14 protein-coding genes are annotated in these 14735 nt (G+C 72.1%); 12 read left to right on the top strand and 2 right to left on the bottom strand.

Annotated elements, in window-relative coordinates:
• Window positions 1-233: 233 nt before the first annotated feature.
• On the top strand, window positions 234-1484 hold the full coding sequence (locus tag GSF22_RS19920) for a glycoside hydrolase family 16 protein (protein ID WP_208815232.1): 1251 nt from the start codon (window positions 234-236) through the stop codon (window positions 1482-1484).
• A 126-nt stretch (window positions 1485-1610) separates the two neighbouring features.
• Here GSF22_RS19920 and GSF22_RS19925 read toward each other — a convergent pair whose 3' ends face one another.
• Entirely contained in the window at window positions 1611-1994 is a 384-nt protein-coding gene (locus GSF22_RS19925) for an MmcQ/YjbR family DNA-binding protein (protein WP_244367809.1), read from the bottom strand.
• An 85-nt stretch (window positions 1995-2079) separates the two neighbouring features.
• On the opposite strand from GSF22_RS19925, the gene GSF22_RS19930 reads away from it, so the two are divergent.
• Window positions 2080-2829: a peptidylprolyl isomerase gene (locus GSF22_RS19930; protein WP_307804146.1), complete on the top strand. Its 750-nt coding sequence runs from the start codon at window positions 2080-2082 to the stop codon at window positions 2827-2829.
• A gap of 236 nt (window positions 2830-3065) precedes the next feature.
• On the opposite strand, the gene GSF22_RS19935 is transcribed toward GSF22_RS19930, so the two are convergent.
• Window positions 3066-3533, bottom strand: coding sequence for a MarR family winged helix-turn-helix transcriptional regulator (locus GSF22_RS19935; RefSeq protein WP_208815234.1), 468 nt, complete (start codon window positions 3531-3533; stop codon window positions 3066-3068).
• Window positions 3534-3770: 237 nt separating this feature from the next.
• Here GSF22_RS19935 and GSF22_RS19940 point away from each other — a divergent pair, with 237 nt between their 5' ends.
• From GSF22_RS19940 to GSF22_RS19985, 10 genes are all read left to right on the top strand, one after another.
• Entirely contained in the window at window positions 3771-7520 is a 3750-nt protein-coding gene (locus GSF22_RS19940; protein WP_208815235.1) for a nitrate reductase subunit alpha, read from the top strand.
• A gap of 31 nt (window positions 7521-7551) precedes the next feature.
• Window positions 7552-9243, top strand: coding sequence for a nitrate reductase subunit beta (narH, locus tag GSF22_RS19945; RefSeq protein WP_208815236.1), 1692 nt, complete (start codon window positions 7552-7554; stop codon window positions 9241-9243).
• Window positions 9240-9860, top strand: coding sequence for a nitrate reductase molybdenum cofactor assembly chaperone (narJ, locus tag GSF22_RS19950; protein WP_208815237.1), 621 nt, complete (start codon window positions 9240-9242; stop codon window positions 9858-9860). The genes narH and narJ overlap by 4 nt, the downstream gene beginning before the upstream one ends.
• Window positions 9857-10636, top strand: coding sequence for a respiratory nitrate reductase subunit gamma (gene narI / locus GSF22_RS19955; protein ID WP_208815238.1), 780 nt, complete (start codon window positions 9857-9859; stop codon window positions 10634-10636). The genes narJ and narI overlap by 4 nt, the downstream gene beginning before the upstream one ends.
• Window positions 10633-11856 carry an MFS transporter gene (locus GSF22_RS19960; protein WP_208815239.1) on the top strand — a complete coding sequence of 408 codons (1224 nt, stop codon included), beginning with the start codon at window positions 10633-10635 and terminating at the stop codon, window positions 11854-11856. The genes narI and GSF22_RS19960 overlap by 4 nt, the downstream gene beginning before the upstream one ends.
• A gap of 29 nt (window positions 11857-11885) precedes the next feature.
• Window positions 11886-12227: a cupin domain-containing protein gene (locus GSF22_RS19965; protein WP_208815240.1), complete on the top strand. Its 342-nt coding sequence runs from the start codon at window positions 11886-11888 to the stop codon at window positions 12225-12227.
• A gap of 10 nt (window positions 12228-12237) precedes the next feature.
• A complete protein-coding gene (locus GSF22_RS19970; protein WP_208815241.1) occupies window positions 12238-12999 on the top strand; it encodes a YwiC-like family protein in 762 nt (253 codons plus the stop codon).
• A gap of 84 nt (window positions 13000-13083) precedes the next feature.
• Window positions 13084-13470 carry a VOC family protein gene (locus tag GSF22_RS19975; protein ID WP_208815245.1) on the top strand — a complete coding sequence of 129 codons (387 nt, stop codon included), beginning with the start codon at window positions 13084-13086 and terminating at the stop codon, window positions 13468-13470.
• Window positions 13471-13519: 49 nt separating this feature from the next.
• Window positions 13520-13876 (top strand): ArsR/SmtB family transcription factor, encoded by a 357-nt coding sequence (locus GSF22_RS19980; RefSeq protein ID WP_208815242.1) that lies wholly within the window; start codon window positions 13520-13522, stop codon window positions 13874-13876.
• 9 nt (window positions 13877-13885) lie between these two features.
• Complete coding sequence (locus GSF22_RS19985) at window positions 13886-14527, top strand: DNA-3-methyladenine glycosylase (RefSeq protein WP_208815243.1); 642 nt, start codon at window positions 13886-13888, stop codon at window positions 14525-14527.
• Window positions 14528-14735 lie beyond the last annotated feature (208 nt).

Genomic DNA, 14735 nt, shown 5'->3' on the forward strand with positions numbered 1-14735 from the left:
CCCCCGCCCCGTGGATCATGGAGTTGTGGTGCGCCTTTCAGGGATTTGAGTAGCAGTTGTCACTCACCACCACTCCATGATCGCCGAGGTGGGGCGGTGGGCGTTCCCGTTCGGGCAGCTACCGGCAACAGTCTTGACAGAAACTCGGGACATCGACAAACTTCACAAGAGAGCGCTCTCTTGCCCTGATTCGTCACCTACCCGCCGGTCCGGGAGCGCCAGAGGAGGTACCCGTGTTCAGATCCCGGATCCGCCTGCGACCGTCCGCCCTCCTGCTCGCGGTGGTCGTCGGTCTCGCCCCGGCCGTCGTCCCGCCGGACGGCACCGCCCCGGCCGCGGCGGCGATCGGCGGCATCACCTGGCAGGACGAGTTCAACGCGCCGGCCGGTACGCCCGTCGACCAGGGCAAGTGGCGGTTCGACATCGGCGGCGGCGGCTGGGGCAACAACGAGCGGCAGTACTACACCAACAGCACCAGCAACGCCGCCCACGACGGCCAGGGCAACCTGGTCATCACCGCCCGCCGGGAGAACCCCGGCAACTACCAGTGCCACTACGGGTACTGCGAGTACACCTCGGCCCGGCTGCTCACCGCCGCGACCTTCACCCAGGCGTACGGCCGCTTCGAGGCCCGGATCAAGATTCCGCGCGGCCAGGGCATCTGGCCGGCGTTCTGGATGCTCGGCAACGACATGGGCAGCGTCGGCTGGCCGAACGCCGGCGAGATCGACATCATGGAGAACATCGGCCGGGAGCCCAACACCGTCTACGGCACCGTCCACGGCCCGGGCTACTCCGGAGCCGGCGGGATCAGCGGCAGCCGGACCATCGGCGCGCCGCTGGCCGACGCCTTCCACACCTACCGGGTGGACTGGCAGCCCAACCTGATCGTCTGGTACCTCGACGGCGTCGAGTACCACCGGGTCGACCCGGGTCGCCTCGGCGGCAACCGCTGGGTGTTCGACCACCCGTTCTTCATGATCCTCAACGTCGCGGTCGGTGGTAACTGGCCCGGCTACCCGGACGGTACGACCCAGTTCCCGCAGCAGATGCTGGTCGACTACGTCCGGGTGTCCGGTTACGTCCCGGACGGCGACCCGGGTACCACCCGGATCCGGGGACAGCAGAGCGGGCGGTGCATCGACATCCCCGGCGCCGACCCGGTCGACGGCGCCAAGTTGCAGATCTGGGACTGCAACACCACCGCCGCACAGGCGTGGACCTTCGCCGCCGACGGCACCATCCGGGCGATGGGCAAGTGCATGGACCCGGCCTGGGCCGGTACCGCGAACGGTACCGAGGTCAACCTCGTCACCTGCAACGGCAACCCGGTCCAGCGGTTCACCCTGACCGCCGCCGGTGACCTGGTGAACCTCAGCGCCAACCGGTGCGTCGACGTCCGGGACTGGAACCCCAACAACGGCGGCAAACTCCAGTTGTGGGACTGCACGGGTGGCGCCAACCAGAAGTGGTCGCGCTACTGACCCTGGGCCCTCCGGCCCTGCCGTCCGGTCGGTGGGCCCGGTCGGTGGGCCGGATGTGGTGAACAGCGCCCCGGCGGGCAGCACGACCGCCGGGGCGCTGTCCCGTCGTCGGGTGCCGGTGCGCCCTCAGATGCCGGCCGGCCGGTCCCGCTTCGGTAGCTTCCGGACGACCGTCTCGTACGAGGCGTCCACCGCCTCGTACAACTCGTCGGCCGGAACGGCGCCGGTCAGGCGCAGCGTGTTCCAGCCGGACCGGCCGAGGTACGCCATCACCGAGGCGTCCCCGGGGTAGCGGTGCAGCCACTCGTCGGCGATCTCCCGGTTGGCGCCGCACTTGACGCCCACCGTCGCCGACCCGGGGTTGCCGAGGAAGGCGAAGATCCGGCCGCCGACCTTGACCACCTCGTGGTCGTCCCACGGCTGGTCCACCCAGGCACCCGGCTTGGCCAGGCAGTACGCCCGCATCTCGTCGCGCTGCACCGTCGCTCCCTCCACCGCTGCGGCGATCATGCCCGAACCCACCGACACATCGACAGTCGACCCCGTGATCCATAGACTGCGATCCTCCTGCACCACGAGTCCAGGGAGGACACACGTGTCGAGCAGTTCACGGTCGAAGCGCGTACTGGCGCGGCTGGCCGCGGTGACCCTGACCGCCGGGTCGTTGATCGCCACCGGGGGCGCGGCGCTGGCCGACGACGCCGGTACGCCGCCGCCCCGGGTCACCCCGGGTCCCTGCGGCTACACCGCCACCCCGGACGACCCGGCGGCCCGCCCGGTACCGCTGCCGCCCGACCCGGCGCGCGGCCCGCACGGGCCGATGCGGGTCACCCTCACCACCAACCAGGGGCCGATCGGGCTCACCCTCGACGCGGACGCCGCGCCGTGCACGGTGCAGAGCTTCCTGCACCTGGTCCGGCACCGCTTCTACGACGACACGTTCTGCCACCGGCTCACCGCGTACCCCACGCTGAGCGTGCTCCAGTGCGGTGACCCGTCGGGGACCGGATCCGGTGGTCCCGGGTACCGCTACCGCGACGAGCTACCCACCGACCTGCCGCCGGCACCGACCGACCCGACCGGGGTGCGCAAGGTGTACGCCCGGGGCGTGCTGGCCATGGCCAACGCCGGACCGGACACCAACGGCAGCCAGTTCTTCCTGGTGTACGCCAACTCGGCGCTGCGGCCGAACTACACCATCTTCGGCACGGTGGACGGCGCCGGGCTGGCCACCCTGGACCGGATCGCGGCCCAGGGGATCGCCCCGACGCCGGAGAACCCGGCCCCCGTCGACGGTGCACCCGCCTCGCAGGTGGACATCGACACCGCCCGCCGGCACCACTGACCGGGACTGCGGGGTACCGCCGGCTCCGGTCGGCGGTACCCCGTGGTGCGGCGGTCAGGCGCCGGCCGGTACGGCGTCCGACCGCTCGGTCACGATCCAGCTCGCCGTCGACGGCGGTGCGGGCCACCGACTGGTGGACGGTGAGGCCGACGGGGTCGACGGCCCGCTCCAGCGGGGCCCGGTTGGCGTAGTGGGCCCGGCCGATGACTGTCGAGGGACGGGGTGACGGGCAAGCTTCACTCCTTGTCCGGTGGACCCAGGGGTACGTCGAGCAGGGCGGTCAACTCCCGGGTGAACGTTGCGGCACGGCTGCTGTCCAGGCCGCCCAGCGGCGCGAGAAGCTGGTCGAGCAGGTGGTGGACGATCGTGATCGCCCGTGCCGTGCTGGCCCGGCCCGAGTCGGTGAGACCGAGCCGGACCGCCCGGGTGTCCGCCGGGTCCGGGGCGCGTACGACGAGTCCGGCCTGTTCCAGGGCGCGGGCCAGCTTGGACACGTAGAGCGCCTCCAGGCCGGTGTGGTCGGCGAGCTGGCGTTGGCTGGGGTGCTGCCCGGACCGGTGCATGTCGGCCAGCGACGCCAGCAGCGAGTACTGCGCGTGGGTGAGGCCCAGCGGCGCCAGTGCCCGGTCGACCGCCACCCGCCACTTCGTCGACAGTCGCCAGACCAGGAAGCCGGGCGTCGGGCCAGGTGCAGCTCCACTCATGACAAAAACCATACATGGCTACTATGTACATGGCTGCTATTTGGGTCGTCGGCTGTTAAGAAGGGGCCCTTCCTCTACCGAAAGCGATAAGAAGGGGCCCTTCCTTACCTCTCAGGGACCTTCGGCCCTGGGGTGGCGGGCATTGCGGGTCGAGGATCGGCCCTGCGGTCGGTGCGCTGCGGAGATCCACCATCGGTGGCAGCATGACCGATTGGTGACAGATTGAGGGGGAGGCTCATGGCGAAGCACGTCCCGACCGAGGTGCCACCGGATCCGGCGCGGGCACTGCTGGCGGTGGGGGGTCTGCTCCGGCGCGCGGAGGTTTCGCCGGACGGCCGGACCCTGCACCAGATCGGTGGCCGCGACGCGGACACCTTCTACCGGGACCGTTGGTCCTACGACAAGGTGGTCCGCTCCACCCACGGGGTGAACTGCACCGGTTCGTGCTCCTGGAAGGTGTACGTCAAGGACGGCATCATCACCTGGGAGTCGCAGCAGACCGACTATCCGACCGTCGGGCCGGACCGCCCGGAGTACGAGCCGCGCGGCTGTCCCCGGGGTGCGGCCTTCTCCTGGTACACCTACTCGCCCACCCGGGTCCGCTACCCGTACGCCCGGGGTGTGCTGGTCGACATGTACCGGGAGGCCAAGCAGCGCCTCGGTGACCCGGTGGCCGCGTGGGCGGACATCCAGGCCGATCCGGAGCGGCGCCGGACGTACCAGCGGGCCCGGGGCAAGGGCGGGCTGGTCCGGGTCAGCTGGGACGAGGCGCTGGAGATGGTGGCCGCCGCGCACGTGCACGCCATCAGGGAGTACGGCCCGGACCGGGTGGCCGGGTTCTCCCCGATCCCGGCGATGTCGATGGTCTCGCACGCGGTCGGGGCGCGGTTCGTGTCCCTGATCGGCGGGGCGATGCTGTCGTTCTACGACTGGTACGCCGACCTGCCGGTCGCCTCGCCGCAGATGTTCGGCGACCAGACCGACGTACCCGAGTCCGGTGACTGGTGGGACGCCTCGTACCTGATGATGTGGGGCTCCAACGTCCCGGTCACCCGCACCCCCGACGCGCACTGGATGGCCGAGGCCCGGTACCGGGGCCAGAAGGTGGTCGTGGTCAGCCCCGACTTCGCCGACAACGTCAAGTTCGCCGACGAGTGGCTGCCCGCCCAGCCGGGTACCGACGGCGCCCTGGCCATGGCGATGGGGCACGTCATCCTCAGGGAGTTCTTCGTCGACCGGAGCACCCCGCGCTTCGTCGACTACGTGACCCGCTACACCGACCTGCCGTACCTGGTGAAGCTGGTGCCGGCCCCCGGCGGCGGCTACCGGCCGGACAAGTTCCTCACCGCCGCCGACCTGGCCGCCGCCGGGATCGACCCGTCCGGCACCGACCCGTCCGGGGCCGGCACCGGTCGCGGCGCCGGCCCGGGACACACCGACGCCGAGGCGGCGTTCCGGCCGGTGCTGTGGGACGAGGCCACCGACGCCCCGGCGGTGCCGGGTGGCTCGCTCGGTGACCGGTTCAGCGAGGCGGGCGTCGGCCGGTGGAATCTCGACCTCGGTGCCATCCGGCCCCGGCTGAGCTGTGCCGGGGGCGCGGCGGTGGAGGTGGCGCTGCCCCGGTTCGACACCGAGGTGCCGCAGGTGCAGCGGCGGGGGGTGCCCACCGCCGAGGTCGCCGGGGTCCTGGTCACCACCGTCTACGACCTGATGCTCGCCCAGTACGGCGTCGGCCGTCCCGGGCTGCCCGGCCAGTGGCCCACCGGGTACGACGACCCGGCCGTGCCGTACACCCCGGCCTGGCAGGAGCCGATCACCGGCGTACCGGCGGTGGCGGTGGCCCGGATCGCCCGGGAGTTCGCCGACAACGCCGACCGCTCCGGTGGCCGGTCGATGATCCTGATGGGCGCCGGCACCAACCACTGGTTCCACTCCGACACCATCTACCGGGCGATGCTGGCGCTGACCACGCTCACCGGCTGTCAGGGCGTCAACGGTGGCGGCTGGGCGCACTACGTCGGGCAGGAGAAGTGCCGCCCGGTGACCGGTTGGGCGCACCTGGCGTTCGGCCTGGACTGGTCCCGCCCGCCCCGGCAGATGATCGGCACCGCGTACTGGTACCTGCACACCGATCAGTGGCGGTACGACCAGTACGGCGCCGAGGCGTTGGCCTCCCCGCTCGGCGAGGGACGGTTCGCCGGGAAGCACACCGCCGACCTGCTGGCCCAGTCCGCCCGGCTGGGCTGGATGCCGAGCATGCCGACCTTCGACCGCAATCCGCTCGACGTGGCCGACGAGGCGCTCGCCGCCGACCCGGACGACCCCGGGCGGTACGTCACCGAGGCGTTGCGCGACGGCCGGCTCGGGTTCGCCGGCACCGACCCGGACGCCCCGCAGAACTGGCCCCGGGTGCTCACCGTCTGGCGGGCCAACCTGCTCGGTTCCTCGGCCAAGGGCAACGAGTACTTCCTGCGCCACCTGCTCGGCACCGACGCCTCGCTGCGCGCCGCCGAGGCGCCACCGGAGAAACGCCCCCGGGAGGTGCGCTGGCGGGACGAGGCCCCGGAGGGCAAGCTCGACCTGCTGCTGTCGCTGGACTTCCGGATGACCTCCACGACGCTCTTCTCCGACGTCGTGCTCCCGGCGGCCACCTGGTACGAGAAGCACGACCTGAACACCACCGACATGCACCCGTTCATCCACGCCTTCACCCCGGCGATCAACCCGCCGTGGCAGACCCGCACCGACTTCGACGCCTTCCACGGCATCGCCCGCGCCTTCTCGAAGCTGGCCGGACCGCACCTCGGGGTGCGCAGGGACCTGGTGGCCGTACCGCTGCTGCACGACACCCCCGACGCGCTGGCCACCCCCGGCGGGGTGGTCCGGGACTGGGCGACCGGCGAGGTCGAACCGGTCCCGGGGCGGACCATGCCGAAGCTGGTGGTGGTGGAGCGGGACTACGGCGCAATCGCGGAGAAGATGGCCGCGCTCGGCCCGCTGCTGGACCGGCTCGGCACCACCACCAAGGGGGTGACCGTCGACGTCGGCGCCGAGGTGGCGGCGCTGGGCGGGATCAACGGCACGGTACGCGGCGGGGTCGCCGCCGGTCGGCCCTCGCTGGCCACCGACATCGCGGCCTGCGAGACGATCCTCGCCCTCTCCGGTACCACCAACGGCCGGGTGGCCACCGAGGGCTTCCACTTCCTCGAACGGCGGACCGGCGTGGAGTTGGCCGACCTCTCCGCCGAGCAGGAGGGCAAGCGGATCCGGTTCGCCGACACCCAGTCCCGCCCGGTGCCGGTGATCACCAGTCCGGAGTGGTCGGGCAGCGAGACCGGCGGCCGGCGCTACTCGCCGTTCACCATCAACACCGAACGGCTCAAGCCGTGGCACACCCTCACCGGCCGGCAGCACTTCTTCGTCGACCACGACTGGATGCACGAGCTGGGGGAGTCGTTGCCGGTCTTCCGCCCACCGCTGGACATGCACCAGCTCTTCGGCGAACCCCGGCTGGGCCGCAGCGGTGAGCTGGAGATCACCGTCCGCTACCTCACCCCGCACTCGAAGTGGTCGATCCACTCCGAGTACCAGGACAACCTGATCATGCTGACCCTGTCCCGGGGCGGGCCGACCATCTGGATGAGCGAGGCGGACGCGGCGAAGATCGGCGTCCGGGACAACGAGTGGATCGAGGCGGTCAACCGTAACGGGGTGGTGGTCGCCCGTGCGGTGGTCAGCCACAAGATGCCCGAGGGCACCGTCTACATGTACCACGCCCAGGAGCGGGTGGTGGACGTGCCGAAGGCGCAGACCTCGGGGCGGCGCGGCGGCATCCACAACTCGCTGACCCGGCTGCTGATCAAGCCGACCCACCTGGTGGGCGGGTACGCCCAGCTGTCGTTCGCGTTCAACTACCTCGGCCCGACCGGCAACCAGCGTGACGAGGTCACCGTGATCCGCCGCCGTTCCCAGGAGGTCGAGTACTGATGTCGTCGATACCGTCACGGGGAGCCGGCCGATGAGAGTCATGGCGCAGATGGCGATGGTGATGAACCTCGACAAGTGCATCGGCTGCCACACCTGCTCGGTGACCTGCAAGCAGGCGTGGACCAACCGGTCCGGGGTGGAGTACGTCTGGTTCAACAACGTGGAGACCCGCCCCGGGCAGGGCTACCCCCGCACGTACCAGGACCAGGAGCGCTGGCAGGGCGGCTGGGTGCGGACCCGGTCCGGCCGGCTCAAGCCGCGCTCCGGCGGCCGGCTCAAGCGGATGCTGAGCATCTTCGCCAACCCGAAACTGCCGGCCATGCAGGACTACTACGAGCCCTGGACGTACGACTACGAGCACCTGCTCACCGCGCCGGCCGGCGAGGACACCCCGGTGGCCCGGCCGAAGTCGCTGCTCACCGGCGAGGACACGAAGATCACCTGGAGCGCGAACTGGGACGACTCGCTCGCCGGGGGCAACGAGATCGCCGCCGGTGACCCGATCCTGCGGCAGGTCTCCGAGCAGGTACGCCAGGAGTACGAGAAGGCGTTCATGTTCTTCCTGCCGCGCATCTGCGAGCACTGCCTCAACCCGTCCTGCGCGGCGTCCTGCCCGTCCGGGGCGATCTACAAGCGCAGCGAGGACGGCATCGTCCTGGTCGACCAGGACCGGTGCCGGGGCTGGCGGATGTGCGTCACCGGCTGCCCGTACAAGAAGATCTACTTCAACCACCGCACCGGCAAGGCCGAGAAGTGCACGTTCTGCTTCCCCCGCGTGGAGATCGGCATCCCCACGGTCTGCGCGGAGACCTGCGTCGGGCGGCTGCGCTACATCGGGTTGATGCTCTACGACGTCGACGCGGTCGGCCGGGCCGCCGCCACCGAGCAGGAGACCGACCTCTACCAGGCGCAGCGATCGGTGTTCCTGGACCCGCACGACCCCGAGGTGATCGCCGCCGCCCGCCGCGACGGCATCCCCGAGGACTGGCTCGACGCGGCCCGCCGCTCCCCGATCTGGGACCTGATCATGAAATACGAGGTGGCGCTGCCCCTGCACCCGGAGTACCGGACGATGCCGATGGTCTGGTACATCCCACCGCTGTCGCCGGTGGTGGACATCCTGCGCGACACCGGCCACGACGGCGAGGACGCCGGCAACCTCTTCGGCGCGGTCGAGGCGCTGCGCATCCCGGTGGAGTACCTCGCCGGGCTCTTCACCGCCGGGGACCCGGCGCCGGTGCACGGCGTGCTGCGCCGGCTGGCCGCGATGCGGTCGTACCAGCGGCGGATCAACCTCGGCGAGGAGCGGGACGAGTCCATCGCGGCGGCGGTCGGGATGACCGGTACCCAGTTGGACGAGATGTACCGGCTGCTCGCCGTCGCGAAGTACGAGCAGCGTTACGTCATCCCCACCGCGCACGCCGAGCAGGCCCACCACCTGGAGGAGTTGGCCACCGAGTGCAGCCTGGACTACGAGGGCGGCCCGGGGATGGGCGGCTCCGGTCCGTTCGGTGAGGCGTCCGGGTCGCCGGCACCGATCGCGGTGGAGAACTTCCACGCCCTGCGCCAGCGGCAGACCGCCGACACGGTCGCCGCGCCGGCCGACAAGGCCACCCGGGTGAACCTGCTCAACTGGGACGGTCGGGGCCGACCCGACGGGCTCTTCCCGCCGCGCCGGGATCCCGACGGGGACGGTCACGCCCCCGGGCAGGGGGAGCGGTGAGCGCCGTCGACTGGCGGCCGGTGGCCGCGCGGGCCGCGTCGCTGCTGCTGCGCTACCCCGACAACGAGGTGCTGGCCGCACTGCCCACCGTCCGGGCCGCGTTGGACGGGTTGCCGGCGACGGTCGCCGGGCCGCTGGGCGCGGTGGTCGACCACCGGTCCGGCACCGACCCGACCCGGCTGGCCGCCGAGTACGTGCAACTGTTCGACTTCCGCCGTCGCTGCTGCCTGCACCTGACCTACTACACCTGCGGCGACACCCGGCGCCGGGGTGAGGCGCTGGTCGGCTTCGCCGGGGCGTACCGGTCGGCGGGTCTGCGGGTCGCCGACGGTGAACTGCCCGACTACCTGCCGGCGGTGCTGGACCTGGCAGCCGTCGACGCGGCCGGCTGGCGGCTGCTGCGGGACCACCGGGTCGGCCTGGACCTGCTGGTCCGCGCCCTGGAGGCGGAGAAGTCGGCCTACCGGTACGCCGTCGAGGCGGTGCTGGCCATCCTGCCGGCACCCCAGCCGGCCGAGCTGGCCGCGGCGGCCCGGCTGGCCCGGCAGGGGCCCCCGGTGGAGCAGGTCGGATTGGAACCGTTCGGACTCGTTGACACCACCGGAGGTCGTCGGTGAACGTCCTGCTCTGGGTGATCGTGCCCTACCTGTCGCTGGCGGTCCTGGTCGGCGGGCTGGTCTGGCGCCACCGGTACGACCGGTTCGGCTGGACCACCCGCTCGTCGCAGCTGCACGAGACGGCGGTGCTGCGCTGGGGCAGCCCGATGTTCCACTTCGGGGTGCTGATGGTGCTCGTCGGCCACATCGGTGGACTGCTGGTGCCCAAGGCGTGGACCGAGGCCGTCGGCATCACCGAGCACACCTACCACCTGATGGCGGTCTTCGTCGGCACCGTCGCCGGGCTCTGCACCCTGATCGGGATGGCGGTGCTGATCCTGCGCCGCCGGCTGACCGGCCCGGTCTTCGCCGCCACCACCCGCAACGACAAGGCGATGTACGTGGTGCTCGGGGCGGTGCTCGTGCTCGGCCTCTGGGCCACCGTCCGCGCCAACGTGGCCGGCGACGGCTACGACTACCGGGAGACCATCTCGCCCTGGTTCCGGTCGCTGTTCTACCTCAGTCCGGATCCGCAGGTCATGGCCGGGGTGCCGGTGGGCTTCCAGATCCATATCCTCGCCGCGTTCGCGCTCTTCGCGTTCTGGCCGTTCACCCGGCTGGTGCACGCGTTCAGCGCGCCGGTCGGCTACTTCACCCGGCCGTACGTGGTGTACCGCAGCCGGGACGACCGGCGGGGCCTGCGGCCGACCCGTCCGGGCTGGGAGGGCCCGCCGACCCTGCCGAAACCACGGGCGGCAGCCGGGCGGGGCAGCCAGCCTCGGCGAGGTGCGCGATGACCAGCACGAAGCGCGGCCCGGACGCCACTGCGGCGGCCCGCCCGGTGGCCGGTGGCCGGGCGACGTTGAACCTCGCCGTGGCCACGGTCGGTTTCCTGCTCAACTTCTGGGCGTGGGCGCTGATCGGACCCCTCGGCCCGGGGATCAAGGAACGGCTGGGGCTCAGCTTCGCCGCCCAGTCGTTGCTGGTGGCCGTACCGGTCGTGGTCGGCTCGGTGGGCCGGATCCCGGTCGGCGCGCTCACCGACCGGTACGGCGCCCGGGTGATGTTTCCCCTGGTCAGCATCGCCACCATCGGGCCGGTGCTGATCCTGGCGTACGTGACCTCGTACCCCGCCATGCTCGTCGCCGGGTTCTTCCTCGGCATCGGGGGCACCGCGTTCGCCGTCGGCGTGCCCCTGGTCTCCGGCTGGTACCCGCCGGCGCGCCGGGGCTTCGCGATCGGGGTCTTCGGCATCGGCACCGGCGGTACCGCCATCGCCAACTTCACCACCGTCCGGCTCAGCGAGACGTACGGCCCGAGGACGCCGTTCCTGCTGGTGGCCGCGATCCTCGCCGGGTTCGCGGTGCTGGCGTACCTGCTGCTGCGCGACGCCCCCGGCCGGCAGCGTCCCGCCGGCTCGGCGGTGGCCCGCACGATCGAGGTGGCCCGGCTCGCGGTCACCTGGCAGCTCTCCTTCCTCTACGCGGTCGGCTTCGGCGGGTTCGTCGCGTTCAGCGTCTACCTGCCGGCGTACCTGCGCACCGCCTACGGCCTGGACACCGCCGACGCGGCCCTGCGTACCGCCGGGTTCGTGGCCCTCGCGGTGGTCGCCCGTCCGGTCGGCGGCTGGCTCGCCGACCGGCTGCATCCGGTACCGGTGCTGGTCTGGTGCTTCGCCGGGGTGGCCCTGTTCGCCGTCGTGCAGGCGTTCCAACCGGCCCTCATGCCGCTCGGCACGATCGCGTTCCTGTCCATGGCGCTGCTGCTCGGTGCGGCCGGCGGCGCGGTCTTCGCCCTGGTCGGCAAGGTCGCCCCGGACGACAAGGTCGGCACGGTCACCGGCCTGGTCGGTGCCGCCGGTGGCCTCGGCGGATTCGTCCCGCCGCTGGTCATGGGCTGGGTGTACGGCGTGCAGGGCTCGTACGCCATCGGCCTGATGCTGCTCAGTGACGTCGCGCTGGCGGCAGCGGTCTACACCGCGGTGAAGATGAGCGGCCTGGCCCGTCGCACCGCCTGATCCGATCCGATCCCACCGGGAGGTACCCCATGGAGAAGTCCCCGCTCGCCGCCCTCGCCGAGGAGCAACTCGACCGGGCCCGCACCTCGTCCAACGGTCGCAGCGCCACCACCGTGTACGGGGGGAGCGGCCGGTCGCTGCGGCAGACGCTGATCGCGTTGGCCGGTGGCCGGTCCCTGGACGAGCACGACAGCCCCGGCGAGGCGACCGTGCACGTGCTGCGGGGCCGGGTGCGGCTGCGCAGCGGTGCCACCGAGATCGAGGGCACGACGGGGGATCTGCTGGTGGTGCCGGACGCCCGGCACTCGTTGCACGCCGACGAGGACTCCGCCGTGCTGCTCACCGTCGTCGCCGCTGCGGCGGACCGCTAGGCCGGCGGCGGTGAGCACTCCGGTCCGGGTTGCCGCGCCGCCCCGCCCCACCCGGGGCCGGCTGCGGCGGTACCTGCCACCGCAGCACGGTGCCTGGGCGATGCTGCTGCTGCCGTACCTGGCCGCGTTGGCGGTCACCGGGGTGCGCTGGCCGCACCTGCCGCTGCTCGGTGCCTGGCTGGCCGGCTACCTGTTCTCCTACTACGCCCTCCAGGCGGTCAAGACCCGCCGGACCGACCGGGTACGCCCGCAACTGCTGCGCTACGGCCCGGTGACCGTCGCCTGCGCGGTGCCGGTGCTGGTCGCCGAGCCGGCGCTGCTCGTCTTCGCCCCCGGGTACGCCCTGCTGCTCGCCGGCAACGCCTGGTACGCGTGGCGGCGCCGGGAACGCGCCCTGGTCAACGACCTGCTCTCGGTGGTGCAGAGCTGCCTGCTGGTCTTCGTGGTGGCGACGATCGCCGGGGTACCGCCCGGCGCGGTGACGGAGGTCTTCGTCGCGGTCCTCGCGTACCTCGCCGGCACGGTGCTGTACGTCAAGACGATGATCCGGGAGCGGGGGAGCCGGGTGTACCGGTGGGCGTCGGTCGGGTACCACCTGCTGGCCCTGGTGGTGGCCGGGCGCTGGCTGGGCCCGGCGCTCACCGTGCTCTTCGCCGCGCTGCTGGTCCGGGCGGCGGTCCTCCCGGGGCGCCGGTTGAGCCCGAAGCAGGTGGGGCTGGTGGAGATCGCCCTGTCGGTCCTGCTGCTCGTGGCGGTGGGGGCGACCGCGTGACGGACCGCCGGATGTAAGCCTTGACTTATATAAGGTGTGCCTGAATGATGGTCGGGAACCACCGACCTCGGAAGGGCAGCCATGATCAGAATCTCGGTGACCAGTGTCTTCGTGGCCGACCAGGCCAAGGCCCTGGAGTTCTACACCGACGTCCTCGGCTTCACCAAGCGGCAGGACATCCCGATGGGTGCCGCCCGCTGGCTCACCGTCGCGTCGTCCGACGCGCCGGACGCGGTGGAGTTGCTGCTGGAGCCGAACGCCAACCCGATCGCCAGCACCTACCAGCAGAGCCTGCACGCCGCCGGCATCCCCGCCACCACCTTCGCCACCGACGACCTGGCCAAGGAGCACGAGCGGCTGACCGCGCTCGGGGTGCGGTTCACCCAGGAACCGGTCCGCAACGGTCCGGTCAGCACCGCCGTCCTCGACGACACCTGCGGCAACCTGATCGGCCTGCATCAGGTGCACTGACCCCACCCGGGTAGCTTCTCCCCGGGGACCGACTGGGAGGCTGCCGTCCGTGCACGCGTTCGACGTACTCGGTGATCCGGTGCGGCGCCGGATCCTGGAACTGCTCGCCGACGGCGAACGGGCCGCCGGCGAGGTCAGCGCCGTCGTGCAGGCCGAGTTCGGCATCTCCCAGCCGGCCGTCTCCCAGCACCTGAAGGTGCTGCGCGACAACGGCTTCACCACCGTCCGGGCCGTCGGCGCCCGCCGGCTCTACGCGGTCGACCCGGCGCCGCTGCGCGAGGTCGACGTCTGGTTGCAGCGGTACCGGCACTTCTGGACGTCCCCGCTGGACGCGTTGGCCACCGAACTCGCCCGGGGCCGGCGGGCCCGCCGCCTCGCCGAGGCGGAGCAGCCGCCGCCCGGATAGGGTCGGGGGATGCTGTCCCCGTCCGCGCAGACCGCCACGGAACTCGCCGACCTGCTCGCCGGTCCGGTGGTGCCGGCGGCCCGGGGCCTGCTCGGCTGCCGGCTCGCCGCCGGTGCGGTGACCGTGCGGATCACCGAGGTCGAGGCGTACGCGGGCACCGCCGGTGACCCCGCCTCGCACGCGTACCGGGGGCGCACCCCCCGCAACGCGGTGATGTTCGGCCCGGCCGGGTACGCCTACGTGTACTTCACCTACGGCATGCACTGGTGTCTGAACGTGGTCACCGGAGCGGACGGCGAGGCGTCAGCGGTGCTGATCCGGGCCGGCGAGGTCGTCGACGGGCTGGCCGAGGCGCGGGCCCGTCGACCCGCCGTACGCCGGGACGTGGACCTGGCACGCGGGCCGGCGCGGCTCTGCGCGGCGCTCGGCGTCGACCGCGCGGTCTACGGATCCCACCTGCTCGGCGACGGTCCGGTGCGGCTGTGTCCGGCGACCGAGCCGGTGCCGGAGTCGGCGGTCGTGGCCGGTCCCCGGGTCGGGGTGACCGGCGCCCACGACGTGCCGTGGCGGTTCTGGATCGCCGGTGACCCCACGGTCAGCGCCTACCGGCGGCACGTCCCCCGCCGCCGGGCCGCCGACCCCCGCACCTGACCGTGCGCGGTACACCCCTGCGGCATGAACATTCCGCAGCGGTATACCGCGCACGGCGGTATCGCCGGCCCGGACCACCGCCCCCGCGCACCGGTCCGAGCCGGGCGCGCCTTGGTCCGAGCCGGCGGGCGGCCTGGTCGGTCAGTCCGGCTGCCCGGCGTACGGGTGGGCGACCAGCACCGGGCAGTGCGCGTGCTGCACCAGAGCC

Origin of the sequence: Micromonospora echinofusca (assembly GCF_017614955.1) — a bacterium.
Classification (GTDB): Bacteria; Actinomycetota; Actinomycetes; order Mycobacteriales; family Micromonosporaceae; genus Micromonospora; species Micromonospora echinofusca_A.